The sequence below is a fragment of the Pseudomonas sp. TH21 genome, from assembly GCF_016651025.1.
Lineage (GTDB): Bacteria > Pseudomonadota > Gammaproteobacteria > Pseudomonadales > Pseudomonadaceae > Aquipseudomonas > Aquipseudomonas aylmerensis.
In genome coordinates this window covers 2,959,825-2,986,590 of record NZ_JAEKEQ010000001.1, presented here as the reverse complement: position 1 = coordinate 2,986,590, position 26,766 = coordinate 2,959,825, and the positions used below count along the sequence as shown (strand labels likewise).

23 protein-coding genes are annotated in these 26,766 nt (G+C 64.2%); 11 read left to right on the top strand and 12 right to left on the bottom strand.

Annotated elements, in window-relative coordinates:
• Nucleotides 1-31: 31 nt before the first annotated feature.
• Nucleotides 32-1,183 (top strand): MalY/PatB family protein, encoded by a 1,152-nt coding sequence (locus tag JFU04_RS13070; protein WP_201144255.1) that lies wholly within the window; start codon nucleotides 32-34, stop codon nucleotides 1,181-1,183.
• A gap of 130 nt (nucleotides 1,184-1,313) precedes the next feature.
• Here the strand turns inward: JFU04_RS13070 and JFU04_RS13065 are convergent, their stop codons facing one another.
• Nucleotides 1,314-1,529, bottom strand: coding sequence for a TOBE domain-containing protein (locus tag JFU04_RS13065; RefSeq protein WP_003173733.1), 216 nt, complete (start codon nucleotides 1,527-1,529; stop codon nucleotides 1,314-1,316).
• Between the two features lie 319 nt (nucleotides 1,530-1,848).
• Between JFU04_RS13065 and JFU04_RS13060 the strand changes: the two genes are divergently transcribed.
• The 4 genes from JFU04_RS13060 (at nucleotide 1,849) to JFU04_RS13045 (ending at nucleotide 4,942) form a co-directional block, all read left to right on the top strand.
• Nucleotides 1,849-2,820, top strand: a complete 972-nt coding sequence (locus JFU04_RS13060; protein WP_201144254.1) for an aliphatic sulfonate ABC transporter substrate-binding protein — start codon at nucleotides 1,849-1,851, stop codon at nucleotides 2,818-2,820.
• A gap of 10 nt (nucleotides 2,821-2,830) precedes the next feature.
• Nucleotides 2,831-3,658 (top strand): ABC transporter permease, encoded by an 828-nt coding sequence (locus JFU04_RS13055; RefSeq protein WP_201144253.1) that lies wholly within the window; start codon nucleotides 2,831-2,833, stop codon nucleotides 3,656-3,658.
• On the top strand, nucleotides 3,655-4,368 hold the full coding sequence (locus tag JFU04_RS13050) for an ABC transporter ATP-binding protein (protein ID WP_065904912.1): 714 nt from the start codon (nucleotides 3,655-3,657) through the stop codon (nucleotides 4,366-4,368). The genes JFU04_RS13055 and JFU04_RS13050 overlap by 4 nt, the downstream gene beginning before the upstream one ends.
• A 73-nt stretch (nucleotides 4,369-4,441) precedes the next feature.
• On the top strand, nucleotides 4,442-4,942 hold the full coding sequence (locus tag JFU04_RS13045) for a hypothetical protein (RefSeq protein WP_201144252.1): 501 nt from the start codon (nucleotides 4,442-4,444) through the stop codon (nucleotides 4,940-4,942).
• Nucleotides 4,943-5,059: 117 nt separating this feature from the next.
• Here the strand turns inward: JFU04_RS13045 and JFU04_RS13040 are convergent, their stop codons facing one another.
• From JFU04_RS13040 to JFU04_RS13025, 4 genes are all read right to left on the bottom strand, one after another.
• A complete protein-coding gene (locus JFU04_RS13040; protein WP_201144251.1) occupies nucleotides 5,060-5,986 on the bottom strand; it encodes a FecR domain-containing protein in 927 nt (308 codons plus the stop codon).
• Complete coding sequence (locus JFU04_RS13035) at nucleotides 5,983-6,501, bottom strand: sigma-70 family RNA polymerase sigma factor (protein ID WP_106804057.1); 519 nt, start codon at nucleotides 6,499-6,501, stop codon at nucleotides 5,983-5,985. Before JFU04_RS13035 ends, JFU04_RS13040 begins: the two co-directional genes overlap by 4 nt.
• A gap of 93 nt (nucleotides 6,502-6,594) precedes the next feature.
• Complete coding sequence (locus JFU04_RS13030) at nucleotides 6,595-7,212, bottom strand: LpxA family transferase (RefSeq protein ID WP_201144250.1); 618 nt, start codon at nucleotides 7,210-7,212, stop codon at nucleotides 6,595-6,597.
• A 48-nt stretch (nucleotides 7,213-7,260) separates the two neighbouring features.
• Nucleotides 7,261-8,337 (bottom strand): sigma-54 interaction domain-containing protein, encoded by a 1,077-nt coding sequence (locus JFU04_RS13025; RefSeq protein ID WP_065901248.1) that lies wholly within the window; start codon nucleotides 8,335-8,337, stop codon nucleotides 7,261-7,263.
• Nucleotides 8,338-8,738: 401 nt separating this feature from the next.
• Here JFU04_RS13025 and JFU04_RS13020 point away from each other — a divergent pair, with 401 nt between their 5' ends.
• The 6 genes from JFU04_RS13020 to JFU04_RS12995 all read left to right on the top strand — a co-directional run bounded on the left by JFU04_RS13020 (nucleotide 8,739) and on the right by JFU04_RS12995 (nucleotide 17,643).
• Complete coding sequence (locus JFU04_RS13020) at nucleotides 8,739-9,806, top strand: ABC transporter substrate-binding protein (protein ID WP_201144249.1); 1,068 nt, start codon at nucleotides 8,739-8,741, stop codon at nucleotides 9,804-9,806.
• Nucleotides 9,807-9,820: 14 nt separating this feature from the next.
• Nucleotides 9,821-11,047, top strand: coding sequence for an alpha/beta hydrolase (locus JFU04_RS13015; RefSeq protein WP_201144248.1), 1,227 nt, complete (start codon nucleotides 9,821-9,823; stop codon nucleotides 11,045-11,047).
• 13 nt (nucleotides 11,048-11,060) lie between these two features.
• Nucleotides 11,061-12,266: an LLM class flavin-dependent oxidoreductase gene (locus tag JFU04_RS13010; protein WP_065901242.1), complete on the top strand. Its 1,206-nt coding sequence runs from the start codon at nucleotides 11,061-11,063 to the stop codon at nucleotides 12,264-12,266.
• Between the two features lie 4 nt (nucleotides 12,267-12,270).
• The gene (locus tag JFU04_RS13005; RefSeq protein ID WP_201144247.1) at nucleotides 12,271-13,827 is read left to right on the top strand and encodes an ABC transporter substrate-binding protein; all 1,557 of its coding nucleotides are present in this window, start codon (nucleotides 12,271-12,273) and stop codon (nucleotides 13,825-13,827) included.
• A 152-nt stretch (nucleotides 13,828-13,979) separates the two neighbouring features.
• Complete coding sequence (locus JFU04_RS13000; protein ID WP_201144246.1) at nucleotides 13,980-16,541, top strand: TonB-dependent receptor; 2,562 nt, start codon at nucleotides 13,980-13,982, stop codon at nucleotides 16,539-16,541.
• A 19-nt stretch (nucleotides 16,542-16,560) separates the two neighbouring features.
• Nucleotides 16,561-17,643, top strand: coding sequence for an LLM class flavin-dependent oxidoreductase (locus JFU04_RS12995; RefSeq protein WP_201144245.1), 1,083 nt, complete (start codon nucleotides 16,561-16,563; stop codon nucleotides 17,641-17,643).
• A gap of 660 nt (nucleotides 17,644-18,303) precedes the next feature.
• Here JFU04_RS12995 and JFU04_RS12990 read toward each other — a convergent pair.
• The 7 genes from JFU04_RS12990 to JFU04_RS12960 form a co-directional block, all read right to left on the bottom strand.
• A complete protein-coding gene (locus JFU04_RS12990) occupies nucleotides 18,304-20,082 on the bottom strand; it encodes a dipeptide ABC transporter ATP-binding protein (protein WP_201144244.1) in 1,779 nt (592 codons plus the stop codon).
• The gene (locus tag JFU04_RS12985; protein WP_065901234.1) at nucleotides 20,079-20,888 is read right to left on the bottom strand and encodes an ABC transporter permease; all 810 of its coding nucleotides are present in this window, start codon (nucleotides 20,886-20,888) and stop codon (nucleotides 20,079-20,081) included. Before JFU04_RS12985 ends, JFU04_RS12990 begins: the two co-directional genes overlap by 4 nt.
• A complete protein-coding gene (locus JFU04_RS12980) occupies nucleotides 20,885-21,943 on the bottom strand; it encodes an ABC transporter permease (RefSeq protein WP_201144243.1) in 1,059 nt (352 codons plus the stop codon). Before JFU04_RS12980 ends, JFU04_RS12985 begins: the two co-directional genes overlap by 4 nt.
• On the bottom strand, nucleotides 21,936-23,492 hold the full coding sequence (locus JFU04_RS12975; RefSeq protein WP_201144242.1) for an ABC transporter substrate-binding protein: 1,557 nt from the start codon (nucleotides 23,490-23,492) through the stop codon (nucleotides 21,936-21,938). The genes JFU04_RS12980 and JFU04_RS12975 overlap by 8 nt, the downstream gene beginning before the upstream one ends.
• Before the next feature lie 3 nt (nucleotides 23,493-23,495).
• Complete coding sequence (locus JFU04_RS12970) at nucleotides 23,496-24,683, bottom strand: LLM class flavin-dependent oxidoreductase (protein WP_201144241.1); 1,188 nt, start codon at nucleotides 24,681-24,683, stop codon at nucleotides 23,496-23,498.
• 95 nt (nucleotides 24,684-24,778) lie between these two features.
• The gene (locus JFU04_RS12965; RefSeq protein ID WP_065901227.1) at nucleotides 24,779-25,510 is read right to left on the bottom strand and encodes a class II aldolase/adducin family protein; all 732 of its coding nucleotides are present in this window, start codon (nucleotides 25,508-25,510) and stop codon (nucleotides 24,779-24,781) included.
• Between the two features lie 16 nt (nucleotides 25,511-25,526).
• Complete coding sequence (locus JFU04_RS12960) at nucleotides 25,527-26,570, bottom strand: ABC transporter substrate-binding protein (protein WP_106804067.1); 1,044 nt, start codon at nucleotides 26,568-26,570, stop codon at nucleotides 25,527-25,529.
• Nucleotides 26,571-26,766 lie beyond the last annotated feature (196 nt).

Below are 26,766 nucleotides of genomic sequence, written 5' to 3'. Positions count from 1 at the left end.
CTTGCGCCCGCCTCCCTGACACGAGCCTCCCATGAGCTTTGATTTCGACACGATCCACCCCCGCCTCGGCACCGGCAGCACCAAGTGGAACCGTTATCCGTCCGACGTTTTGCCGATGTGGATCGCCGACATGGATATCGCCGCGCCACCTGCGGTGCTGCAGGCGCTGCGCGCGCGCCTCGACCAGCAGATCCTCGGCTACAGCGTGGCCGGTCCGGATGTGCGCGAAGCCATCGTCGCCGACCTGTGGGCCAAGTACGCCTGGCGCGTGCAACCGGAAGAACTGCTGTTTTTGCCCGGCGTCGAACCGGGCTTCAATATGGCGCTGCACGCCTTCGTGCAACCCGGCCAGCCGGTGGTGCTGCAGACCCCCAACTATCGCCCGATCCGCCTGGCGCCGGGGCATTGGAACCTGCCGCGTATCGAAGTGCCGTTTGAATTGATCAACGGTGAATACCTGACCCCGCTGCCGGCCCTGCGCCAGGCACTCGACGGCGCCGGCGCGCTGCTGTTGAGCAACCCGCACAACCCGATGGGCAAAGTCTTTCCGCGCGAAGAACTGCTGGCCGTGGCCACTGCCTGCCTGGAACAGGGCGCGCTGATCATCAGCGACGAGATTCACGCCGAGCTGTGCTTCGACGGCCGCCGGCACATCCCCACCGCCAGCCTCAGCCCCGAGATCGCCCAGCGCACCATCACCCTGATGTCGGCGAGCAAGGCCTATAACGTCGCCGGCCTGAAGACCTGCTTTGCGGTGGTGCAGAACGCCGAGATTCGCGAGCGCTTCAACCAGGCGCGCTGCGGCATGGTAGACAGCGTCAGCCCCCTGGGCCTGGAGGCCACCCGCGCCGCCTACAGCCAGTGTGGCGACTGGCTGGAGGCGCTGGTCGGGTACCTGCAAGCCAACCGCGACTACCTGCTCGACGCGGTCAACACGCGCCTGCCCGGCGTCGTCATGCACGCCCCGCAGGGCACCTACCTGGCCTGGCTGGATTGCAGCGCCCTGGGCCTGGACGACCCGCAGCAGTTCTTCCTCGAACACGCCAAGGTCGGCCTGAGCGCAGGGATCGAATTCGGCGACGACAGCCAGCAGTTCGTGCGCCTGAACTTCGGCTGCCCACGCTCGATGCTCGAAGAAGGCCTGCAACGCATGGAGCATGCCTTGCGTCACCGCCGGGGCTGATTCGCGACGTTGACGGTACGCAAAAAAAATGTGGGAGCGGGCTTGCTCGCGAATGCACCGGGACAGTTAACGATGGGTTGACTGACACACTGCCTTCGCGAGCAAGCCCGCTCCCACATTTGTATGGGGTTCACAATTTGGCGATGGATACTTCGGTGGACTTCACAAACGCAATCACTTCACTGCCGACCTTCAATTCCAGATCGCGCACCGAGCGGGTGGTGATCACCGAAGTGACGATACCCGACGCGGTTTGCACGTCGATTTCGGACACCACTTCGCCCAGCAGGATCTCCTTGATCACGCCCTTGAACTGGTTGCGCACGTTGATCGCTTTAATGGTCATGTCGGGTTTCCTTTTGGCTGTTGGGTCAATCCGCACGAATGCGCAGGCCCTCAAAATGCGCTATCACGGAGAACATTAAAAGGAATAAATAACTCTTTATTTATATGATTTAGAAATATACCAACTGTTCGCCTGCCAACAGTGGTTCAACAATCTGCTGCACCCACCAACAGCCTGACCTGTCCAAACCCCAGCAAATCCGGCCTCGCGCAAGATGGCACAGAGACTGCATATTCCTATAAAGCATGATGGAACATGCCATCTCAGTTTTCTGAATATAAGAAAAGCCTTCTCTCAACGCCTTGTCCGGAGCTGTTCCATGAAACCTTTGACCCAACGTCTACTCGGCGCCTGTGCCCTCGCCCTGTGCCTGCAATCGCCGGCCTTCGCCGCCGAGACCGACCCCGCCGAAGTCAACCTCGACTACGCCTACTACTCCCCCGTCAGCCTGGTGCTCAAACACTTCGGTTGGCTGGAACAAGCCCTGCCCAAGAGCAAAGTCGGCTGGGTCCTGAGCCAGGGCAGCAACCGTTCCCTGGAGTACCTCAACAGCGGCGGCGTGGACTTCGCCTCCTCCGCCAGCCTCTCGGCAGTGTTGAGCCGCGCGAATGGCAGCCCGATCAAATCGGTGTACGTCTACAGCCGTGCCGAGTGGACCGCCCTGGTGGTGCGCAAGGACTCGCCGTTCAAGAGCGTGACCGACCTCAAAGGCAAGAAAATCGCGGCCACCAAAGGCACCGACCCGTACCTGTTCACCCTGCGCAGCCTGCAATTGGCCGGGCTGAAAAAAGACGACGTCGAGTTGGTCCACCTGCAGCATCCGGATGGCCGCACCGCGCTGGAAAAAGGTGACGTCGATGCCTGGGCCGGTCTCGACCCGCACATGGCCGCCAGTGAAATCCAGGCCGGCTCGCGCCTGCTCTACCGTAACAAAGACTTCAACAGCTACGGCGTAGTCAGCGTCACCGAAAAATTCGCCAAGGAGCACCCACAAACCATCACCAAAGTACTCGGTGCCTATGAAAAAGCCCGCGACTGGGCAGTGAAGCACCCGGATGAATTCGCCAAGCTGCTCGCCGACGAATCCGGCCTGCCGCTGGAAGTGGCCAAGCTGCAACTGTCGCGCACCGACCTCAGCACCCCGCTGCTGAGCAGCAAGGATGTGCAGTCGTCCAAGGCCGCTGCGCCGATCCTGGTGTCCGAAGAGTTGGTCCGCAAAGGCGTGAATGTCGACCAGGTGATCGACCAGTTGATCGATACCTCGTTCGGCCAAACCCTGCCCAAGCCATAAGGGGTCTGTGATGACCAGCAAAACCCAAGCACTACCGCTGCCTGCGCCGGTGATCAACCCGCGCAGCGCCTGGCCGCGCCGGCTCAAGGGGCTGGTGTTGCCGGTGGCGATCCTGTTGATCCTCGAAGTGGTCGTGCGGGTCGGCTGGCTGCCCTCCTACCAGATGCCGGCGCCAAGCGAGATCGCCGTGACCCTCACCGACCTGGCCGAAGGCGCGTTGTGGAAGCACATCAGCGCCAGCCTCGGCCGGGTATTGCTGGGCTTTGCCATTGGCGCCAGCCTGGCACTGGTGTTCGCCGCCTGGGTCGGCCTCAGCCGTGAGGCCGAGGCCTATCTGGAACCGACCTTCGCCGGGCTGCGCTCGATCCCGAGCCTGGCCTGGGTGCCGCTGTTGCTGCTGTGGCTGGGCATCGATGAAACCTCGAAAATCGTGCTGATCGCGATTGGCGCGTTCTTCCCGGTGTACCTCAACGGGGTGGCGGCGATCCGCGATATCGACCGCAAGCTGGTGGAGGTCGGGCAAATGTACGGCTTCAGTCGGCGCCGGCTGGTGCGGCGCATCCTGCTGCCCGCCGCCCTGCCCGGCCTGTTCACCGGCTTGCGCAGTGGCCTGAGCCTGGCGTGGATGTTCCTGGTGGCGGCCGAGCTGATCGCGGCGACCAAGGGCCTGGGTTACCTGCTCAGCGATGGGCGCGAAACCTCGCGGCCGGACATCGTGCTGGCGGCAATCATCGTGCTCGCGCTGTTGGGCAAGGTCAGCGACGGCCTGCTCGCCGCGCTGGAAAAACGCTGCCTGGCCTGGCGCGATACTTTCAATGGCCAAGGAGCGCAACCATGAGCCAGCCGTTATTGGAGATTCGGGTGGAGCGTAAAAGCTTCGCCAGCACCACCGTGTTGAAAGACGTGCGCCTGGCCTTGCGACCTAGGGAAGCCGTGAGCCTGCTGGGCCCCAGCGGTTGCGGCAAGAGCACCTTGCTGCGCATCGTCGCCGGGTTGGAAAAGGACTTCCAGGGCGAACTGCGCAGCCCCGATGGCGAAGTGGCGTTCGTGTTCCAGGAACCTCGGCTGATGCCCTGGCTCACCGTGGAACAGAACATCGGCTTCAGCGACGACAGCCACTACGACAAGGCCTGGGTCGCGCAGTTGATCGAGGAAGTCGGCCTCAAGGGGTTTGCCCAGGCGCTGCCCAAGGCGCTGTCCGGCGGCATGGCGCAACGCGTGGCCATCGCACGCGGCCTGTATTCTCGTCCGCAGGTGTTGCTGCTGGATGAGCCGTTCAGTGCGGTGGATGCATTCACGCGCATGAAACTGCAGGACTTGCTGCTGCAACTGGCCGCGCACCATGCCATCGCACTGCTGCTGGTGACCCATGATGTGGACGAGGCGCTGTACCTGAGTGACCGCGTGCTGGTGATGGACAACCGCCCGAGCAGCATCCGCCAGGAACTGACGGTGGAGCTGCCGCACCCACGGGACCGACGCGACCCACTGCTCGCCAGGCTCAAGGTCGAGTCGCTGACTGAGCTGCAACGGGCGCATGTGATCTGACATTGATGGCGATGGAGGGAGGAGTTGCTGGTCTGTCGTTACCACAGAGCTTTATGTGCCTGCTGGGCTCATTGTGACTTCGGGAATTTCTGGGGCTGATGAACTGATTGTGACCACTGGAATTTCTGGGGCTGATGAACTCATTGTGACCCCTGGGATTTCTGCGGCTGATGAACTCATTGTGGCCCCTGGGATTTCTGGGACTGATGAACTCATTGTGACCACTGGAATTTCTGGGGCTGATGAACTCATTGTGGCCACTGGAATTTCTGGGGCTGATGAACTCATCGTGCCCCCTGGGATTTCTGGGGCTGATGAACTCATCGTCACCACTGAAATTTCTGGGGCTGATGAACTCATTGTGACCACTGGAATTTCCGGGGCTGATGAACTCATCGTGACCACTGGGATTTCTGCGGCTGATGAACTCATCGTGACCACTGGGATTTCAGAAGCTGATGAACTCATCGTGACCCCTGGGATTTCTGGGGCTGATGAACTCATTGTGGCGAGCGGGCTTGCCCCGCGTTGGGCTGCGAAGCGGCCCCAGAACCTGACACCGAGGATTGCCTGACACACCGCATTCTGCTGGATTGGGGCTGCTGCGCAGCCCAACGCGGGGCAAGCCCGCTCACCACAATTAAAAACGCAGCAGCCATATAACTCCAAGTGGCAACCACCACCACACCCCTCAAACAGTCGTGTCCCGCGGTGCCAGGGTCACCCAATAGCGGGTACGTGAGTGCAGCTCCAGCCCCAGCGTCGAAGCCAGCAGGCTGAGGATGCGGTCGGTGTCGTCGAGGCGGAAACTGCCGGTGACCCGCAGCGATTCCAGGCGCGGATCCCAACGCAATACACCCGGGCGATAGCGCTCCAGTTCACGCAGGAAATCCCCCAGCGCCTGGTTCTGTGCCGTCAGCACGCCGTCGCGCCAGCCCAGTTGCAGCACATCGAACGGCACCCAGGCACCCAGCCCGCTGGCGTGCAGAGACGCTTGTTGACCGCCTTGCAGCGTCGCCAATTGCCCTTTCAGATCGCGTACCTGCACCGCACCCTTGAGCACCGAGACCCGGCAGCCGGAAGCCAGTTGCCGCACACACACCTCGGCCTGGCTGACGCGCAATTGGCCATAACGGGTGTCCACGGTCAGCGCTGCCGTACCCGGCACCGTCAGCGCCAGTTCGCCGTCGACCAGGGTCACGCGGCGTTGCGCCAAGTCCACGTCCACCGCCGTCGCGGTGTTGAGCTGCAGGCTGGCGCCGTCCGCCAGTGGCAGGCGCTTGCGCTCGCCGGTGGCGGTGCGCAGGTCGGCACGCCAGGCGTCGAGGGGCAACTGGCGGCTGATCAGCCAGGCCGCCGGCACCAGCGCCGCCACACCCAATGCGCGCTTGAGCACCGCGCGACGCCCCGGTTGCGGGCGATCGAGGCTGGCCATGGCCAGTGCCTGGGGCAATTCACTGAAGCGCTGGCGCAGGCTTTGCGCGCGCTGCCAGGTCTGTTCGTGCTGGGGATGGCTGTCGCGCCAGTGCTGCAGGGCGGCGTGATCACGCTCGGTGGCGGCGCCGGATTCCAGCAGTGCCAGCCACTGGGCGGCCGCACGCGCGACGTCACGGTTCACAGCTCCACCAGCAGGCAATGTTCATAGGCCTGGGCCATGTAGCGCTTCACGGTGCGCTCGGACACTGCCAGGCGCTCGGCGATCTCGCGATACCCCAGGCCTTCGAGCTGGCTCCACAAGAACGCGCGGCGGACCACGGCCGGCAAGCCATCGAGCAATTCATCCAGGGCCTGCAGGGTTTCCAGCACCAACCAGCGTTGTTCGGGCGACGGAACACAGGCTTCGGGCAAGGTGGCCAGGGCATTCAGGTAGGCCTGTTCGAGGCTGCGGCGCTGATGAAAATTCACCAGCAGGCGCTTGCCGACGGTCACCAGGTAAGCCCGCGGTTCCTGCATCTGCGCGATCGGCTGGGCACTCGCAAGCACCCGCAGGAACGTGTCCTGGCTCAGGTCGGCTGCATCCCAGGCATTGCCCAGGCGCCGCCGCAGCCAGCTTTCCAGCCAACTGCGATGCTCGCGGTACAGGCACGACAAGGTCAGTTCGGGGGCGTGCGTAGGGACAACAGCATCATTCATGGCGAGCAACCTGCACGGGCGCGATTATGTCTCAAATGAGATTCATTCTAATTAATATCCCGCCGCGACACCACGATCTTTTCAACCTCGCGTTTATATCGGCGCCTCGGCGTCGAACACCTGCCCTCGCCCAATCACGCTGGCAGGCGCCAACACCGCCCCCGGGGCCAACACAGCATTGGCACCGATACGGCATTGGTCACCGAGCAACGCGCCGAACTTGTCGCACCCGGTGCGCTGCAACAGGCCTGCGACGCGCACCTGCACTTCCTTGTCATCGCGCTCGTTACGGTAGTTGGCGACGATGCTGCCCGCCTCCAGGTTGATACCGTGGCCGAGCACCGAATCGCCGACAAAGTTGAAGTGCGCCAGCTTGCTGCCGCTGAACACGAAGGAAGTTTTCAACTCGGCGCCAGGGCCGATGATGCAGTGCGCATCCAGCCAACACCCACCGCGCAGCAGTGCGCCGCTGGCGATAAAGCAATCGGCGCCAATGATCAGCGGCGGCTTGAGCAAGGCGCCCGGTTCGACGGTGGCGCTGCGGTGGATAGCAATTTCGCCTTGCACGCTGTAGTCGTCAGCCGGCAGGTCGGCCAGCAACTGGCGAACCACCGCAGGTGCCTGGGTCACCAGCGCCCAGGGCGACAGGTCGGCCCAGGGGGCCAGTGCGGAGCGGGAAATATCGGCGATGTAATCGGTCAGTCGGATCAATGTCGAGCCCTCTACGGTTCAGAGAAGCTCGAAACGCTAACACCCGGTTTACTGGCCGTCGAGCAGCGCAGGCTTGCCCAGTTCGCCGATCTTCTCCAGCCGCGCACGCACGATATTGCGGCTGATGTTGAGCAGGCGCCCGGTCTGCAACTGGTTGCCGTGGCAGTAGCGATACGCCGCGCGAAAGATCGTCTCTTCGATGTGTTCGTAGAGGTCTGGAATGTTCTGCTCGAACAGCGCGTTGAGCGCGCTTTCCAGGTCGACCGGGCCGCTGATGGCCGGCGGCGCATGGTTGGCTTCGTCCTGGCGAATGCCCGATGAACGCATGTCCACCAAGTGCAGATCGGCCGGTTGCACACGCTGGTTGCGGCACACCAGCAAGGCATGGTGAATGGCGTTTTCCAGCTCGCGAATATTCCCCGGCCAGCTGTGTTCGAGCATTTTGCGCTCGGCCTCCAGGCTCAGGCTGGCGCGGTTGTAGCCCAGGCGCTGGCAGTGCTCTTCAAGGAAGAATTCGGCCAGCGGCAGGATGTCACCGGGGCGTTCGCGCAGCGGTGGCAGGCGGATCGTCGCGACGTGCAGACGGTAGAATAAATCCTCACGAAAATGCCCCGCCACTACCGCGTCCGCGAGGTTGACGTTGGTCGCCGCCACCAGCCGCACGTTGATCGGGATGGGCGTTCGCGACCCCAGGCGCACCACCTCGCGCTCTTGCAGCACGCGCAGCAATTTCACCTGCATGTTCAGTGGCAGGTCGCCGATTTCATCGAGGAACAATGTGCCGCCGTTCGCCGCTTCAAACCAGCCAGCCTTGTGCGTGGTAGCGCCGGTGAACGCGCCCTTTTCATGGCCGAACAGTTCGCTCTCCACCAGGGTTTCGGCGAAGGCACCGCAGTTCACCGCGACAAAGGGCTCGCGTCCGCGTCGACTCAAATTGTGAATGTGCCGCGCGACCAATTCCTTGCCGGTGCCCGTCTCGCCAATGATCAAGGTGTTGGCCTCGCTGGGCGCGAGGCGCTCGATACGCGCCAGCAGTTCCTGCGAGCGCGGGTCCTTGAAGACCAGCACGGTGGCACGCACCGACTTGGTCAATTCACGGGCGTTGGGATGGGTGATCAGCGACATGGTGCATTCCTGGCAGTAAAAGCGCGTGCTCAATAGTGCATGAAGTTTTCTAGACCATTTAATTATTAATTAATATTTATATATTCCCTGATCGAATATACCAGCAGCGACACCTGGCACTGCTGCTGGAGCAGCAACCGGCCAGCACTAGCGTGTTCGCCCATCAGCAACCAGCCTTTCGAGCGACCCTTCGACGAAACCCTGCAGGCCTTGCAACACGCGGGCTAGAGCGCTTTTTTCGCTGGCTGGCATGCAATCTGCTCTGTCCCTCCCAACACGATCTCCGTGCAGGAGCCGACGTGCTGGCGATAGCGTCTTTTCAGGCGCTGCAAGGCTCAAGAGCCGCATCGCCGGCCAGCCGGCTCCTACCGGGGTTGTCAATTCAGGTAGGGAGAACGCCCATGAAAAACCTCTGGCGCAAGACCATCGCGGCGCTGTTCGGGGTACTTGCAATCAGCACCGTCCACGCCGCTCCGACCTCGCTGAAAATCGCCATCGTCGCCTACACCCAAGGCGGTAAACCGGTGTTTGGTGGCATCGCCGGGCGCGTGATCGAGGAGGGCTGGCTTGAAGCGCAACTGCGCGAGCGCGGGGTCAAGCTGGAATGGATCGCCCTGCCCCACGCCGGCGCCGGCCCACAGATCAACGAGGGCTTCAGCAACAACAGCCTGGACTTCGCCGTGCGCGGCGACCTGCCTTCCGTCATCGCCGGTGCCGGCGGTGTGCCGGGCAAGCTGATCGTGCCCGGGGGCAGCGGCAACAACATCTACCTGGTGGTGCCCGAAGGCTCCAGCGCCAAGACCATCGAAGACCTCAAGGGCAAGCGCCTGGCGCTGCACCGTGGCCGTCCCTGGGAGTTCGCCTTCAGCAACTTCCTGGCCAGCAAGGGCCTGAAACTCGACGACTTCAAGATCGCCAACCTCAACCCGCAGGTCGGCGCCGCAGCGGTCTCGGCCGGCAAGGTCGATGCGGCCGTGCTGCTCAGCGAAGCCTACGCCCTGGAAGACAAAGGCGTGGGCAAGATCATCTGGTCGACCAAGCAAGGCAGCAACGACTGGCGCCTGGTCTCGGACCTGTGGGGCACCGACGCGTTTGTGCAACAGAACCCGGACATCACCCAACTGCTCGCCACCGCGTGGGTCAAGGCGGCGTGGTGGATTTCCCAGCCGCAGAACCAGGACGCCTATTACCAGCTGTCTTCGCGCGCCGGCACCGCCGAGAGCGTGCTGCGCCGCGACGACCAGAACGACCCGGTCGCCTGGAAAGACCGCTGGGCACCGAAAAGCGACGCGCAACTCAAGGCCCACTACCAGGCGCTGACCGCCTACGCGCTGGCCAACCACCTGATTCGCGACACCTACGACATCGGCCCGTCACTGGCCACCGGCTTCACCAACCAGGCCCTGATCGACCTGAAACTCACCGACTACTGGCCGGCCCTGCGTGGCCAGGTCAGCACTAATCCTTGATAGGGAAATGACTGATGAAACTGCCGCACTCCTTCGCCTTCGGTCTCAGCGTACTGGCCTTGTCCATGAGCGCCTTCGCCGCCGACGTGCACGCCCCCAAGCCCGACCCGCTGCAAGGCGATGGCCGCGTCTCGGCGTTCTACACCTGGGAAAAAGTCATTCCGGCCACCCCCGGCAAACTGCTGCGCAGCGAACCGCTGGACAAGACCCTGAGCCTGGCAAACGCCGCCAGTGCCCAACGCATTCTGTACACCTCCACCGATGGCATCGATAACAAGACGCCGATCGTGGTCTCCGGTGCGCTGTTCCTGCCCAAGGGCAAGGCACCGGCCGGCGGCTGGCCCGTGGTCAGCTGGGGCCACGGCACCGTAGGCGTGGCGGACGTGTGCGCGCCGTCCTGGCAAGGTCGCTCCTACCGCGATGTGACCTACCTCAACCGCTGGCTGGAAGAAGGGTTTGCGGTGGTCGCCACCGACTATCAAGGCCTCGGCGTGCCCGGCGGCCATCCATTGCTCAACAGCCGCATGGCGGCCTACGGCATTCTCGACGCCGCCAAGGCGGTGGTCGCCGATGTGCCGGGGCTGGCGGATAAAGTCTTGATCGTCGGCCAGTCCCAGGGCGGTGCCGGGGCCTTTGCCGCCGCAGCCTATGCCGCCACCTATGCGCCGAACCTGGGCGTCAAGGGCAGTGTGGGCACCGGCGTGATCTACACCCTCGACTACGCGAAGAACCCCAGTGAAGAAGTGCGCAACAAAGTCGACCCGACCCTGGCCTACGGTTTCTACACCTTGCTGGCGGCCCAGCAATACGACCCGAGCATCAACCCGGCCGACTTCTACACCGACAAGGCCCTGCCGCTGTTCGAACAGGCGCGCACCAGTTGCCTGTTTGCCCTGGAAGGCGACGTCGAAGGCCTCGGCTTGAGCATTGCCAACACCAAGAAAGACTACAAGGGCAAGCAACTCGCGCCGTGGCTCGCGCAAATCGCCTACCCGACCCTGAAGACCTCCAAGCCGATCTTCATCGGCACCGGCGCCGAAGACACCACCCCCGCTGCCGCCACCCAGGTCAAGCTGATGCAGGACGCCTGCAACGCCGGCTCCATCGTCGAAGGCCACCTGTACAAGGGCCTGGGCCACAGCGCCACGGTCAATGCGTCGCTCAAGGACTCGATCCCGTTTGGCCACAAGGTCATCAACGACCAGCCGATTACCCCGGTGTGCGCCCCGAGCGCGCAATAAGCAGGAGGCTTGCATGAGCATCGAATTCTTCACCCGCCTGCCGCTGCACGGCGAAACCCAGTTCCTGCCCGGAGATCCACGCAACCGTGGCGACTGGCATCGCGGCGGCGCCAACAGCACTGGCGCAGTGTCCGGGTTCAGCGTGGGCGACCACTTCACCTATATCGACTACCTGGGGCAGATCGCCAAGGCGGCCGAGATCAACCAGTTCGGCGGTGCGTTGATGGTCAACGCGCCGACCGGTGAAGAACCCTGGACGGTCTGCTCGCTGCTCGCCCGCGAGACCCGCACCTTGCAGTTCGTCACGGCGTTCCAGCCCTACCACTACACCCCGTGGGTGGCCGTGCAGCAGGCGGCCACCTACCAGCGCGCCACCGGCAACCGGCTGGTCTGGAACATCATCAACGGCGGCTCGGACGCGATCCAGCGCCAGGTCGGCGACTACAGCGACCACGATGAACGCTACGCGCGCGCCACCGAGTTCATGGACGTGGTCAAGGGCTATTGGCACAACGAGACCTTCCACTACGACGGCAAATTCTACAAAGCCGATGGCGGTGGCCTGCGCGGGCCGCTGAAGAAGGCCCAGTTGCCGCTGATCTGCACCGCCGGCTCGTCGATTGCCGCCCGCGAGTTCGCTGCCAAGCACGCCGACTTCTACCTGATGCGCGCCGAGCACCCGGATGAAATCGCCGCGCTGATCGCCGACCTGCGCCAGCGCGCCCTCAAGTGGGGACGCACCGACATTCGCTTCGGCCTGTCGATCGACGTGATCACGCGCGAGACCGAAGACCTGGCCCGCACCGAGGCCAAGCGTTTCTTCGACGAAGGCATCGCCCGTGGCGCGGTCAAGGCCGTGGCCGCGCATGCCGGGCTGCGCACCGCGCGCAAACTGAGCTATGAGCATGGCTTTGCCGAGAAGAACGAAGCCCAGGGCTTCGACGACTTCTTCATTCACCCCAATGTGTGGACCGGCTTCGGTTATATCGGCATTCCGCCGGGCTGCGCGCTGGTCGGCAGCTACGAGAACGTGGTGGCGCGGATTCGCGAGTACAACAGCATCGGCATCGACCTGTTCTTCCTCGCCGGCTACCCGCACCTGGAAGAAGCCTATCGCCTCGGCGAGCATATCCTCCCGCACTTTCGCAGCGAGCGGGTCGAACTGAGCCGCACACAGGAGCCAGTGCGCGAACTGCACTCGGCCAATGGCGGGGCCTGACGCCATGACCTTACTGCTCAGCCGCCGGGACTTTCTCGGCTACAGCGCAACCGTCGGCGGCGGCCTGCTGCTGGCGGGCTGCGGCCCCAGCGATACACCCGGCGCTGTCGCCGGTAACGACCAGCCACGCTACGGCGGACGCCTGCGCCTGGGGATTCTTGACGGCAACCAGAGTGGCAACCTCGACGCGCACAAGCCGATTGGCAGCGGCATCGTCCGCGGCTTCGCGCTGTACAGCAAGCTATGGGAATGGGACGAGCAGATGCAGCCGCGCCTGGCGCTGGCCGAATTCGCCGAGCCGAATGCCGACGCCAGCGCCTGGACCCTGCGCCTGCGTCCGGGCCTGGAGTTCCACAACGGCAAGACCATCGATGCCGATGACCTGATCTTCTCGATCCGGCGCCTGACCGATCCGCAACTCGCCTCGCCGTATGCAGCGCTGTTGCACTGGGTGGACCGCGACAACCTGGTCAAGCTCGACAACCGCACCGTGCGCCTGGGCTTTCGTGACGGACGCAGTTACCTGCCGCTGGCGGAAACCTGGGTCAACTTTGGCGGCATCGTGCCCGTGGACTATCACCCGGTCACCAACCCGGTGGGCGCCGGCCCCTACAAACTGAAAAGCTTTACCCCCGGCCAGCGCTCGCTGTTCACCCGTTTCGACAACTACTACAAGGACGGCAAGCCGTACGCCGACGAGCTGGAAATCATCGACTTCAAGGACCAGGTCTCACGCCTCGCGGCCCTGCGCGCCGGGCAGATCGACATGGCCAACGTGATGCCCACCGAGCAACTGCCGATCCTGCAAAAGGACCCGCGCCTGCAGGTGATCAAGTCGGTGACCGGCAACTGGCTGTCCTTCGACATGAACCTGGACAAACCGCCGTTCAACGACCCGCGCGTGCGCGAGGCGTTTCGCCTGATGGCCGACCGTGAGGAACTGGTGCGCCGTGCGCTCAACGGCCAGGGCCGCGTGGCCAACGATTTGTATGCGCCCAGCGACCCGACCTTCAACCACGACCTCGGCCCTCGCGCCCACGACCCGCAACGCGCGGCGCAATTGCTCAAGGACGCCGACCAGGAAAACCTCGAGGTGGAGCTGATCACCACCCCGGGCCCCGGCTTGAGTTCGGCGCTGGTGCTGGCCGAACAAGCCAAGCGCATCGGCGTGACGCTCAAGGTCAAGCAGGTGGACCTGGCGACGTTCCAGGGCCCGCTGAAAAACGACTGGACCCTGAGCACCGGCGGCAGCATCGGCGCACCGTTCCTGGCCAGTGCGATTCACACGGATGCACCGTTCGCGGTGTCGAACAAGACCCACTTCAACGACCCGCAGTTCAGCGAACTGTTCCTCGCCGCCATGGCCCAACCCGACCTGGAAAAACGCAAGGCCCTGGTGCATCAGGTGCAGCAAATCCAGTACGAGCGCGGCGGCATGTTGATCTGGGGCTACGCCGACCTGCTCGACAGCGTGTCCACCCGCGTCGGTGGTGCGCAATCGGAAGAGTCACTGTTCAGCACCTGGCGCTTCGAGAAGCTCTGGCTCAAAGACACCGCCTGAATCACTGACACCGCCTATCCCTGTAGGCGCCGGCTTGCCGGCGATGACGTCCGTCAGGCCGAGGCCAGGCGGGAAGCCCTCATCGCCGGCAAGCCGGGCGCCTGCAAGGGCACACCGCATTGATCCAATTTTCGACAGGAGGCATTTCTGCCATGCATGCTATCGCCTTGCGTTTACCCCTGCTGCTGGCCGCAAGCCTGCCGCTGCAGGTCTTTGCCGCTGATACTCAACTGCAGACCGTCACGGTGCAGGCCAGTAGCAGCGAATCGGATGACGACGCCCTGCCCACTCGCCCACCGACTTCGGTGTACGGCGGCATCGAAGCCAGCGTGCTCGACACCCCGCGCTCGGTGGTACAGGTGAACGCCGAGCAATTGGCCAACGGCTCGATCCACAGTGCCGACGACCTGGTCAAATACGCGCCCGGGATTACTCGCGGCGGCGGCCAGAACGCCGGGATTGCCCCACAGTTCCGGGCCCAGGGCTCGGAAATCTTTCAGGATGGCCAGCGCGCCTATGGCGTGCGTCATCCGGCAAACTTCAACGCCTATGAAAGCGCGGATATCGTCGCCGGCCCGTCCTCGGTTACCTACGGGTCGGTGTCCGGCAGCGGCGGCTATGTCAACTACCTGAGCAAGAAGCCCAACTTCACCGAGTTCAAGACCAAGCTCAGCGGCGAACTGGGTTCGTGGGTTCCGGACGGCACCTCGCGCAGCTCCAACAAGTTCAGCATCGACAACACCGGCCCGGTGAGTGACAACCTGGCGTACCGCGTGAGCATCACCAAGCAGCGCCAGCAGGATTTCTACGACAACGTCGACAACAACTTCGACGCATTCTACGGCGCGCTGGCCTGGCGCAACGACAACGTGCGCGTGGACTGGAACGCCAGCTACGACAACTACTACGACTACAACATCACCCACGGCTGGAACCGTGCGACCCAGGACCTGGTGGATCACGGCAAGTACTACGCCGGCCGGGCCACGCCAATTTTCCAGAACGGTAACACCCTGTGGTCACCCGTGCTGGCCTCCGGCGCCGCCGACGCACCGACCGTTGGCTGGGTGCAGCGCCAGCGCAATGCCCAGGGCCAATACAGCGTGGTCGACGGCAGCTTCCAGACCGCCTCGCCCAACACCCAGGCCAGCCCCGGCAGCCTGCGCGGCTGGGTGTATGACCCGACGCTGGCCGGCAATGGCGAGCAGTCGCTGTCGTCCCAGGTCGGGCAACGCAAGGAAGACGAAAGCAGCTCGCGGCGCTTTACCACGCAATTGCGTATCGAGGCTGACCTGTCGCCGACCATCACTGTGGCAAACAGCACGTTCTACCAGCGTTCCAGGGACATCACCGATGCCGTCGGCGCGTTCCAGGTGCAGTCCAAAGACAATATTTTCGACAACCGTTTCGAATTCCGCTCGCGCAATGAAACCCAACTCGGTGGCTGGACCCTGCGCGACGAGAGCAATACCGGCCTGATCTACCGCCGCGAATTCAACCAGTCGATTGCCGCCAACAACAGCTTCGGCTCGACCATCAATGCCTATGACTTGACGCAAAATCCCTCGGGCAAGAACCCCGGCGACCTGCTCGGCCTCGACGCCAGCAACCCGGCCGGCGGCAACGGCGCGTGGATCGGCCAGCCCGGCGTGCCGCAGTACTCCAACTATTACGGTTGGCTCAACCTGGCAGCGATGTACCCCGCCGGGCACGGGCTGTATGCGGAATCCGTGGCGCCCTACACCGCTGAAAGCACCTGGTCCACCCAGACCCTGTTCAGCCAGCACAACCTCAAGTTCGGCGATTATTTGGGCCTGAACATCGGCGCCAGCCGCAGCTGGATCGACGCCGAGATCGACAACCCGTTCGTGCTCGCAGGCGGTAACAAGCGCAAGGACAGCGACAACTATCGGCTCTTCGCCTTCCAGGTCAGCCCCTATGTGAAACCGACCGAGAACACCACGCTGTACTACACCTTCGATCGCTCGCTGGCGGTCAACACCGGGTTCTTTTCCAACGGCCTGGGCTGGGGCAGCGGCACCGGTGCCAACCAGCTCAACCCACTGGCGTTCCAGAGCCTGAGCGTGCTGCATGAAGTCGGGGTGAAGGTCGAGGCGCTGCCCAACCAGCTGTTCATGACCCTGGCCGCGTTCAAGCAGGCCCGTGACCAGTCCCCCGACAGCAATAACAACATCGCGCGCCTGCAGATCAAGGGCGTGGAAGCCACCGTGCGCTATCAACCCGATGACCACCTGCGCAGCGGCCTGAACCTGTCCAAGCTGAGTGCCTACAACGAGTTCACCTCCCAGGCCGGCTTCGCCTCCGCCGGGTTCATTGCCGACAACGGCACGGTGTTTGGCGATAACAACAGCCTCAACCAGCGGCCATCCGGGCGCTACGACGCGGTGCAGATTCCCGAGTACACCGCCAGTGGCTACGTGGACTATCGCTTCGATTCGGGCTTCGGTGCCGAACTCTCCGGCTGGTGGACCAGCAGCTGGTACCTGAACCTGAGCAAGACGGTAAAGATCCCCGACGAATACAACCTCGACCTCGCCCTGTACTACCGCCAGCCGCAGTGGAGCACCACGTTGCGCGTATTGAACCTGACCAACGAGCTGAACTTCGTCAGCGGCCTGGCCGGTTCCACCAACACCTTTTTACAACCCATGCCTGGCCGCACCTTGCTGGCCCAGGTCGACTATCAATTCTGATCCACCACCGGAGCCTCCCATGTCCATTGAATTTGTCGGCATGATTTTCCCGCGCCAATGGTCCGAAACCCGTGGCGTTCGCAGCCCGGATTTCGACCTCGACTTCATCCGCCACCACGCGCGCGCCCACGAGCACGCGGGCTTTGACCGCGTGCTGATCGCCAGCGGTCCCGGCAGCGCCGACAGCCTGCAGATCGCCGCCTATGCGGCGGCCCACACCGAGCGCCTGGGTTTCATGATCGCCCACCGCCCAGGCCTCACCGCGCCGACGGTCGCCGCACGCGCCTTTGCCACGCTGGACCACACCACCGGCGGCGGACGCATCCGCCTGCACGCGATTACCGGCATCACCGCCGAGCCGCAGGAAGGCGACTTCCTGCTGGACAAGACCGAGCGCTACAAACGCACCGATGAATACCTGGAGATCGTGCGGCGCACCTGGACCGCCGAGGAGCCGTTCGATTTCGAGGGCCAATACTTCAACATCAAGGGCGCGTTTTCACCGGTCAAGCCGCTGCAGCAGCCACACATCCCGATTTCGTTCGGCGGGTCTTCGGACATCGCCTATCAGATCGCGGTCAAGCATGCGGATTTGTATGCGCTATGGGGCGAGCCGTTGAGTGGCGTGGCAGAGCAGATTGCCAAGCTCAAGGCCGCTGCATCGGCGGCCGGGGTTGCCGCGCCGCGGGTGAGTCTGTCGGTGCGCTTGATCCTTGGAGCCACGGAGGAACTGGCCTGGCAACGCGCCGAGCAGATTCTGCAGCAGATCAAGGCCAACCCGCAGTTTGCGGCCGGCAGCCCGTGGCAGAAACGCATCAAGGGCACCGGCTCGGAACGCCTGCTGGCCGCCGCCGCCCTGGGCGACCGCCACGACCGTGCGCTGTGGATGCCCACCGCCACGGCCGTCGGCGCCTACGGCGACACCACCGCACTGGTCGGCACCCCGGAAACCGTGGCCCAGGCGTTGCTGGATTACGTCGACTTGGGCGTGACGACCTTCCTCAACCGAGGCTACGACCCGCTGTATGACACCGTGGATTACGGACGGTGGATCATTCCGGCGGTGCGGGAGGAAGCGCAGCGCAGCGCAGGAAAGGATTGAACTAGGACCCTTGGGGGAGCTGTATGTGGTTGGAATTTCAGCCACGACACCGCCCAACTGTGGGAGCTGGCTTGCCTGCGAAAGCGGTGTGTCAGGCACCTGATGCATCTACTGACACACCGCCTTCGCGGCCTCGCTAAAGCTCGACGGCTCCCACACGGAGGGGTGCTGAGTGGCTGGGATTGGAGCCACCACGGGTTTCGCTCTGTGGCTGGGATTTGAGCAAGTGCCGGGTTTCGCTATGGGGTTGAAATTTCAGCCACGACACCGTCCAACTGTGGGAGCTGGCTTGCCTGCGAAAGCGGTGTGTCAGGCACCTGATGCATCTACTGACACACCGCTTTCGCGGCCTCGCTAAAGCTCGACGGCTCCCACAGGGGGGTGTGCTGTGTGGCTGGAATTGGAGCCACCACGGGATTCGCTATGTGGCTGGGATTGGAGTGAGCACCGGGTTTCGCTATGGGGTTGGAATTTCAGCCACGACACCGCCCAACTGTGGGAGCTGGCTTGCCTGCGAAAGCGGTGTGTCAGGCACCTGATGCATCAACTGACACACCGCCTTCGCGGCCTCGCTGGGGCTCGACGGCTCCCACAGGAGAGCGCCTGTGTCTGGGGGGGATTCAGCACTGATCCAGCGCCCATGCATGGATCGAAGTCGGGTCACCCCAGCGTCGGCGAATGCTCCAGTAATGTGCGGGTATATGCCGCCTGCGGCTGGTCCAGGACGCTGTCGACTACGCCCTGCTCCACCACTCTGCCGACTTTCAAGACCAGCACCCGGTCGGCGATTGCGCGGACTACGCCCAGGTCGTGGGTCACGAACAGCAACGTCAAGCCTTCGCGCTGCAACTGGCGCAGCAGGTCGAGGATCGAGGCTTGCACCGACACGTCCAGCGCCGAGGTGATTTCGTCGCAGATCAGCAGCCGCGGTTCGCACAACAGGGCTCGGGCGATGGCCACGCGCTGGCGTTCGCCGCCCGACAGGCTGTGAGGGTACAGGTCGGCCACCGACGCCGACAGCGACACGCGCTGGAGCACCGCCTCGACCCGCTGGCGCGCCGCCGCGCCTTTGATCGCGAAGAAGTGCTCCAGCGGCGCGCTCAAGGTCTGGTACACGGTTTGCCGTGGGTTCAGCGCACGGTACGGGTTCTGGAAAATGTATTGGATCTGGTGGCGCAAGCCCGCGTCGCGCTGGCGCGCCTGCAGCGGCAAAGGCCGGCCGGCGTAGCTCAACTGCCCTTCGGCATTCTCACCAAGCCCGGCGACGGCCCGCGCCAGGCTGGTCTTGCCCGAACCGGACTCCCCCACCAGCGCCAGGCATTCACCCGGCTGCACCTGCAACGTGATGTCGAACAACACCTGCCGGTCATAGGCGACGTTCAAGCCGCTGATCGACAACAACGGCGCCTGCGTCTGCGTCGTGAGCGCCGCAATCGGGGTCAACCCACGTACCTGCAACGGCTGGTCATGCGCATTCAGGCACGCCACCGCGTGCCCGGCGGGCAGCGCCTGGAGCGGCGGCTCGGCCACCGCGCAGGCTGAAGTAAACCGGTCACAACGTGGCCCGAAGCTGCACCCCTGCGGCCGTTGCCCCGGCGCCGGGGCCTGCCCGGCGATGGCTTGCAGTTCGCGCCTACCGGCCATATCCGGGATCGCCGCCAGCAAGCCGCGGGTATACGGGTGCGATGGCCGGCGAAACAGCACCTCGCGCGTGGCCATTTCGACGATACGCCCGGCGTACATGACCATTACCCGGTCCACCAGGTCCTTGATCACCGCCAAGTCATGGGACACATACACCGCCGCCACCCCCTGGCTTTTGCACAAGCGGCGCAAGGTCGCGAGGATATGCGCCTGGGTGCTGACATCCAGCGCGGTGGTCGGCTCATCCAGCACGATCAGGCGCGGGCGCAGCACAAAGGCCAGCGCCAGCATCACGCGCTGCTGCTGGCCACCGGACAATTGATGAGGAAAGCGTCGCAGAAAGTCGGGATCGTCCGGCAGGCCGACATCGCGCAGGGTCTCGCTGATGCGTTGCTGCTGGGCAGCGCGGTCCAGTTGCAGCGGATGCACCGCCAACGTCTCGCGCAACAGGTTGCCAATGCGCAGGGCCGGGTTCAGCGCCGTTGCCGGGTCCTGGGCGACGTAACCGATCAGGCTGCCACGCGCCCGGCGCAAGGCCTCGCCCTCCAGGCTCAACAACGCCTGGCCGTCGACCTGCACCTGGCCCGCGACGATGCGCGCACCGCGTCGGGCGTGGGCGAGCAAAGCGGTGGCCAGGGTGGTCTTGCCCGACCCCGACTCCCCCACCAGCCCGAGGATTTCGCCCGCGTGCAGGCTGAACGAAATGTCCGACACCACATCCACCTGCGCCGACAATTCCACCCGCAGGTCGTGCACCTGCAACACCGCCGTGTCGATTTCAGTGATCGCGTTCATGCCTGTTTCTCTCCCATCCGTGCGCTGCGCCGGCCGATGCCTTCGGCGAGGATATTGGTACCGTAGGCAAACACCCCGATCAGTACCGCCGGGGCCAACACCGCCCAGGGCTGTACCAGCAGGCCTGCCTGGTTTTCATTGATCATCAGGCCCCAGTCCGCCGTGGGCGGCGCGACCCCATAGCCGAGAAAACTCAAGCCCGAGAGCATGCCCACGCCCCAGGTCAACATGTTGCCGAAGTGCACCAGCAGCGGCGTGAGGATGTTCGGCAGGATCTCCTTGAACAGAATGCGCCGCCGCGAATACCCCATCATCTGCGCCGCCTCGACAAACTCCTGCCCCGCCACCGCCACCGCACTGGCCCGCGCCAGGCGGATGACGCCGGGGATGAACGCGATGGACACGGTCAAGACAATCAGCCACGGCGCGCGACCCAGCATCGACACGATCAGCAGCACCAGGATCAGGTCGGGAAACGCCAGGGATACATCCGCCGACCACGTGATCAGCTGGTCCAGACGTCGCCGCGAGAGCCCGGCCAACAACCCCAGCGTACTGCCCACCGCCAGCGCGATACTCGCCGCCGCCACCGACATCCACAGCACCGACAGACCGCCGCTGAGCAGGCGCGACAGCACGTCGTGCCCAAGGAAGTCATAGCCCAGCCATGCGCTGCCCATCGGCGCGCCGTACACCGGGCCGACCATGTCGGTGGTGCCATGGGGCGCCAGCCACGGGCCCAGCACGGCAATCGCGATCACCAGCGCGGTGATCAGTGCACCTTTGCGAATTTGCGGCTCGTTCATGCCTCACCTCGGGAGCGGCGCCACCACGGGGTGATGCCCCGGCGGTTGCGTTGAATCATCCTCACGCGCCGTGCCGTGCGCAGCTTGGGCGTGAGCAATACGGTCAGCAGGTCGGCCAGCAGGTTGATCAGCACCACCGCCAGGGTGATCACCAGCACAATCGCCTGGATCATCGGCAGGTCGCGCATCTGGATGGCCGCGTTGAGTGCGGTGCCGATGCCGGGGTAACTGAAGATCACTTCGGCCAGCACCGCCCCACCGATCAGCGTGCGCAAGGTCAGCGCCACGCCTTGGATCGCCGGCACCAGCGCGTTGGGCAACGTGTGGCACCACACGATGCGTCGGTAGGGAATGCCGCGCAGCCGCGCCGCGATCACGTAGTCGGACTCCAGCGCCTCGATCATCGCCGCACGCACCATGCGTGTGAGATAGGGCAACGCGGTCAGGCTCAGGGCCACGACGGGCAGGATCAGGAACTTGAGCTGGCGCAGCAGCGACTGGTCCGGGTCGAGAATCGACACCGCCGGCAGAAAGTCCATGTGCGGCATGGAAAACAGCAGCACCAGGCCAATCGCCAAGAGGAAACCCGGCGTGGCCTTGAGAAAGATCAGCAACGACAGGCTCCAGCGATCCAGGCGGCTGTCGCGGCGCAACGCCAGCGCCACGCCCAACGCGAGCGCCGCCGGCACCACCAGTGCGATCACCCCGGCCAGCAGCGCCAGGGTATAGCCGAAACGGCCCCACAGGAGGTGGCTGACCGGCGCGTTGGAATCCAGCGACACGCCAAGATCACCACTCAAGGCCGCGCCCAGCCAGCGCAGGTATTGCCACAGGATCGGCTGGTCGAGGCCCAGTTGGTGCTGCAGGGTGAGGATACTTTCCAGCGGCGCATCCGGGCCGAGGATCACCCGCGCCGGGTCCGATGGCAGCGCCTGGGTGGCGATAAACACCACCAGGCTGATCACCCAGGCGGTCAGCAAACCGTAGCCCAGGCGCCCGACGAACCACGACAGCCAGGCCGGCGTACGCGGGGTTTTGCAGTGCGACTCAGACATGGTTCAACCACAACTCGTCAAAACGCCAGGAGGCGAAGGTGGTCTGCTCGGGGTTCAGGCCGCCGACCTTCACGGACGCCGCGTCGAGCACATCACTGAAGCCCCAGATCAGCAGGCCGCCACGTTCGTGCTGGATCTGCTGGGCTTCGTGGACCAGGCCGGTACGCAATGCCAGATCGGGCTGGGCCAGGGCCTGGCGGTACAAACTGTCGAACTGTGGATCATGGAAATTGCTGCGGTTGTAGATCGCCAGCGGCGCGTCGTTGTGCAGGGCCGAGGCCAGAAAACCGCGCGCCGGGGTCGAGCCCGGCGATACCTGCCATTGCTCGCGCTGCGGGCCATTGAACACCGCGCCGTCAACCTGGGTGACACGCACCTGTACACCGGCCTTTTTCGCTTGCTGGGCGAACACCAGCGCAGCATTCACTCCAGGGCCTGGCGTGGTGGTCAGCTCGACGCGCAGGTCAGTCTGCCCGGCCTGGCGCAACAGCGAGCGCGCCTGCTCCAGGTCATACGGGCGCTGGGCAATCGCATGGTTGTAGGTGGGGTCATGGGGCGAATACAGGTCGTTGGCGATGCGCCCGAAGCCATTGAGACCACGGTCCACCAACTCCTGGCGGTCGGCGAGCAGACGAAACGCCTGGCGCACGCGCACATCGTCGAACGGCGGCTTGGCCAGGTTCAAGTTGAAACCGGTGAATGAAGTCGTCGGTGAGACGCACAGCGACAGGCGCGAATCGGCCTTGAGCAACGCGCTGTGCTCGGCCTGCACGCCGCTGGCCACGTCGATCTGCCCGGCGCGCAATGCGGCCACGCGCGAGACCTGGTCCTTGAACTCGATGATTTCCAGCTCGTCGGCATACGGCTGGCCGGGTTTGTAGTAGTTCTCGAACCGCGTGTACAGCGAGCGCTGGCCGGGCACGAAGCGCTTGAGCTTGTAAGGGCCGGCGCCCACCGGGTTGGTGATCGGGTCATAGTCGGTCGGCACGATGCCGCCAAAGCTGATCAGGGTTTCATCCAGAGGGAAGAAGCTCTGGCCCTGCTTGAAACGAATTTCGATGGTGCGCTCATCCAGCTTGCGCAGCGCGTTGCGATCGATCGCCCCGACCAAGCCGGCAAACGGTGAAGCCAGTTTGGGGTCGGTCAGGCGCAACAGCGAAAACAGCATGTCGTCGGCACCAATGGTCTTGCCATGGTGAAACTCCAGGCCGGGCTTGATGCGGATGGTCCAGGCGCTGGCGTCGGCATTCGGCTCGGCAAACTCGGCCAGGGCCAGGCGCGTGCTGACATCGGTGTTCCATTCCCAGAACTTGCTGTACAGCGCCCAGCCACGGATGATCCCGCCGCCCACCGGTTTATGCGCATCCAGGTTGCCCGACTGGTCGCCGTCGATAATGCCGATGCGCAGGCGCCCGCCACTCACCGGCTTACCCGTCAGGACCGCCGCGCCCTGGCTCGCCGCACCGCTGTCACAGCCCCCCAGCAGCAGGCCGCCGCCGACCACCAGGCTGTTGCCGAGAAACACCCGGCGGGAAAATCCGTCACTCATCACTCAAGCCTCTTCGCGCTGTACAGCCTTGTGGGTGACGCCCAGGCGCGGCACTTCAAAGCCGTGGTCCAGGTCCAGCAACGGGAACAGCAAATCGGCAACCCGATGGGCTTCGTCGATCAACGGGAAGCCCGAGAGGATGAATGCCGAGGTGCCTTGCGCCTCGTATTCGCGGATGCGCTCGGCGACCTGCTCGGCACTGCCCACCAGATACGTGCCGGCAGCCGGGCCGAGGATGTTGAAGCCGAACAGGCTGGGGCCGAGCCACACGTTGGGGTAGATTTCCAGCTCACGCGCAGTGGGCAGGCGCCCGGCACGCACCGTCTCGACATTGCGCTGGGTTTGCGGGTCGTCGCTGTGAAAATCCTCCAGGCTCACCCCCGCCGGCAACTGGCGCTCAAGCGCATTGCGTGCGGTCTGCAGCGAGGTGCGCTGCAGCAGTTTTTCCGCGTGGGCCCAGGCTTCTTCCTCGGTCTCGCGCACGATGATTTGCAGGCGCGTGCCAAAGGTCAGTTCGCGGCCGATCTTCGCGGCCTCGGCGGCGACCTTGCGGAACTTGTCGCCGAGTTTCGGCGGGGTGTTGGCGAAGCTCAGGTACACATCGAGCAGTTGCACCGAATGCTCGACCCCCGGCCCCGACGTGCCGGCGCCCCACAACGGGATACCCGGTTTCTGGTACGGCGGGTGCCAACCGCCCAGTGGATGGCTGGCGGCGCCCGGCGCACGCGGGGCGAGCTTGACGTACTCACCTTCATAGCCACGCGTATCACCGGCGTAGAAGCCCTGGAACGCGCGCCAGTATTCAAGGCTGAAGGCGTAACGCTCGTCATGCGCGTAATGCACGCCCAACGTGGCCAGGCCGGCGTCATTGCCGTTGACCACGTTGAACAGCAGGCGGCCATTGGAGAATTGGTCGAAGGTCAAGGCCCATTTGGCCAACACCGCCGGCGACAGCTCGCCCGGGTGTTGCGCCACGAGGAAACGCAGGCGCTCGGTGGCGTCGATCAACGACGCGGCCACCGCCAGGCTTTCATTCGGGCTGGAGCCCAGCAGCGAGCCGTAATAGCCGAGGCGATCACTGGCGACCGCCAATTGCTTGAGGTGTTGGAAGTCGGTTTTCCAGCGCCCTTCAGGCTCCCACGGATAAGGCCCATCGGGCGTGGTGAGGTACCAGAGAATCTTTACAGCCATGACAGACATCCTTGAATGGAACCGCCCCTTGCAGGCGGCGGCTTGCGTCGCCTGCAGGGGTCGTGGTGGTTTCAATCACCGTGATGAGGGTATGTTCAGTTTTTGCGGTCGATGGCCGGGACCAGGCCCAGTGCGGTGGCGTGTTCGAACAGGCCGCTCATTTTCCACTGCTGGGTCAACACGCCCGGCCCGTAGGGACGCGATCCACCCAGGGCGTCGGCGAGCAATTGCAGCTGGGCGCCCTCCTCCAGCAACAGGATGAATTCGGCGGTAGCCCGCAGCCCTTGCTTGCCCCACACGGTGGAGCCGCCGTTGGCCTCGAGGATGGCCAGGTTGAACGGGTTTTCAGCGATCTTGTCGAGGATGAAGTCGACTTCCTGCTGGCGACGGTCGATGTACACCGGCAGCTCCCGCGCCAGCTGGTAGCGCTGCACCGGCACGTAGTGGAATGGCAAGGTGCGGTGGGTCTGTGCCCAGGCGCCGAGGTACGGCGAATGCACGTGGGACACGGTGGTCACGTCCGGGTGCTGCTGGAACAGCTTGGTGTAGCGGCCCAGGCCACCTTTGCCTTTGCCGAGAATCACGTTGCCGGCAAAGTCGGTGACCGTGGCTTGCAGCGGCTTGCGGTAGTTCCACGGGCCGCCGTAGTTCACCGACACCAGCAGTTCCTGGCCGGGTACACGCTCGATGAAACCGACGGTGCCGTTGGCGGTGATAGTGTTGGTTTCACGGAATACGGTGAAAGCCTCTTCGGCCTCCAGCAGCACCTTGTCGACAAAGGCCTGCAGTGCTTGATCGAGGGGTTGAGCGTGAGCAATGGCAGTCATGGGGCATTCTCCAGGTTCAGGCGCGGCGCTTGGCCAACAGTTCATGGGCAGCTTGCAGGGGGCGCGGATCGACCCAGTCGGCGATCGAGAAATCGCGCTCCAGGAAGCCGTGCAGGTACAGGAAATCTTTCTGGACACCGAGGAAATCCAGGCGCTGGGCCGACAAATCCGGGGCCAGGGTGGTATGGAAATCACCGCGATAAGCCTCGGCCACACCGGCACTGCCGGCGCGGGTTTCTTCTTCGAGAATCGCGTTCAGGCCATCGCGGTTGTTCGCCGCCCAATCCGCCGCACTGAGGGTCTGCGCCAGGAAGCGCACCACCAGGTCAAAGTGGTTGTCGAGCAGGCTCTGGTGCACGGTGATTGGCCGTGGCGTGCCGTTGTTGATGCGATAGCGCGGCTCGGCGATCAGGTCCAGGTCGATCCCCACCACCAGCCCCAGGCGCCGTGCGGCGTCGGCCGCCGAAGCGCCCTTGACGTACACCGCATCCACCTCGCCACGCACCAGGTAATCCAGGCCCGACCACAGGCGTTGCAGGCCTTGTTGTGGATCCGGCGCTTGCTCCTGGTCCTGCAAGGCCACTTCCACCAGTTCGACATCGTCAAAGCCGAGGCCGGCCAGGCTCAATGCGCCCTTGTAGCCGTGCAGGCTCATGGCGCGTGCAATGCTGCCAGGGCGGCTGTCGCCCCAGGCCGGCAGGGCCAGGCGCTTGCCTTTGAGATGCTCGGGGCGGCTGATGCCGGAGTCCGGGCGAACCAGGATGGTCTGCCATTCCTCGATCCAGGTCAGGCCGATCAGGCGGCTCGGTGCGCCGGCTGCGCGAGCCGCCAGGGCCGGCACGTTACCGCCTTCGCGAAACAGCCCAGGCAGGTCGTGATCGTAATGGTGACGGCCCAGTTGGCGAGCCTCCTGCAACGTCGACACCGGCAAACCATCCGGCGCGAACTCTTCGGTCAACCACCCCAGCTTGTAGGCGATGCCGGAGGCGGTCGGCACCGGGCAGCGGGTAAACCAGATCTGCTCAAGCTCAGGCGTGGGCAGGACAGCGGAAAGGGTCATGGGCAGCTCCATTGAATTGGGCAAGTCAGTGGAGGAGGTATTGCAGAGGCCGTGCCAATCGACGCGGGCCAGGGTTTACAGGGCTGTCGCGACGAACCCGGCCACGCGACTGCTGACCTGCCAACAGCACTGCTGCTGCGCCAGCAGTCGCCTGCGAGCACTGCTGCCCCAGCAGCAGCCCCGCCCGCGCAGCCCC

Coding starts and splice junctions, on each gene's coding strand:
- JFU04_RS13070 (WP_201144255.1), top strand. CDS start 32: ATGAGCTTTGATTTCGACACGATCCACCCCCGCCTCGGCACCGGCAGC.
- JFU04_RS13065 (WP_003173733.1), bottom strand. CDS start 1,529: ATGACCATTAAAGCGATCAACGTGCGCAACCAGTTCAAGGGCGTGATC.
- JFU04_RS13060 (WP_201144254.1), top strand. CDS start 1,849: ATGAAACCTTTGACCCAACGTCTACTCGGCGCCTGTGCCCTCGCCCTG.
- JFU04_RS13055 (WP_201144253.1), top strand. CDS start 2,831: ATGACCAGCAAAACCCAAGCACTACCGCTGCCTGCGCCGGTGATCAAC.
- JFU04_RS13050 (WP_065904912.1), top strand. CDS start 3,655: ATGAGCCAGCCGTTATTGGAGATTCGGGTGGAGCGTAAAAGCTTCGCC.
- JFU04_RS13035 (WP_106804057.1), bottom strand. CDS start 6,501: ATGAATGATGCTGTTGTCCCTACGCACGCCCCCGAACTGACCTTGTCG.
- JFU04_RS13025 (WP_065901248.1), bottom strand. CDS start 8,337: ATGTCGCTGATCACCCATCCCAACGCCCGTGAATTGACCAAGTCGGTG.
- JFU04_RS13020 (WP_201144249.1), top strand. CDS start 8,739: ATGAAAAACCTCTGGCGCAAGACCATCGCGGCGCTGTTCGGGGTACTT.
- JFU04_RS13015 (WP_201144248.1), top strand. CDS start 9,821: ATGAAACTGCCGCACTCCTTCGCCTTCGGTCTCAGCGTACTGGCCTTG.
- JFU04_RS13010 (WP_065901242.1), top strand. CDS start 11,061: ATGAGCATCGAATTCTTCACCCGCCTGCCGCTGCACGGCGAAACCCAG.
- JFU04_RS13005 (WP_201144247.1), top strand. CDS start 12,271: ATGACCTTACTGCTCAGCCGCCGGGACTTTCTCGGCTACAGCGCAACC.
- JFU04_RS13000 (WP_201144246.1), top strand. CDS start 13,980: ATGCATGCTATCGCCTTGCGTTTACCCCTGCTGCTGGCCGCAAGCCTG.
- JFU04_RS12995 (WP_201144245.1), top strand. CDS start 16,561: ATGTCCATTGAATTTGTCGGCATGATTTTCCCGCGCCAATGGTCCGAA.
- JFU04_RS12990 (WP_201144244.1), bottom strand. CDS start 20,082: ATGAACGCGATCACTGAAATCGACACGGCGGTGTTGCAGGTGCACGAC.
- JFU04_RS12985 (WP_065901234.1), bottom strand. CDS start 20,888: ATGAACGAGCCGCAAATTCGCAAAGGTGCACTGATCACCGCGCTGGTG.
- JFU04_RS12980 (WP_201144243.1), bottom strand. CDS start 21,943: ATGTCTGAGTCGCACTGCAAAACCCCGCGTACGCCGGCCTGGCTGTCG.
- JFU04_RS12975 (WP_201144242.1), bottom strand. CDS start 23,492: ATGAGTGACGGATTTTCCCGCCGGGTGTTTCTCGGCAACAGCCTGGTG.
- JFU04_RS12970 (WP_201144241.1), bottom strand. CDS start 24,683: ATGGCTGTAAAGATTCTCTGGTACCTCACCACGCCCGATGGGCCTTAT.
- JFU04_RS12965 (WP_065901227.1), bottom strand. CDS start 25,510: ATGACTGCCATTGCTCACGCTCAACCCCTCGATCAAGCACTGCAGGCC.
- JFU04_RS12960 (WP_106804067.1), bottom strand. CDS start 26,570: ATGACCCTTTCCGCTGTCCTGCCCACGCCTGAGCTTGAGCAGATCTGG.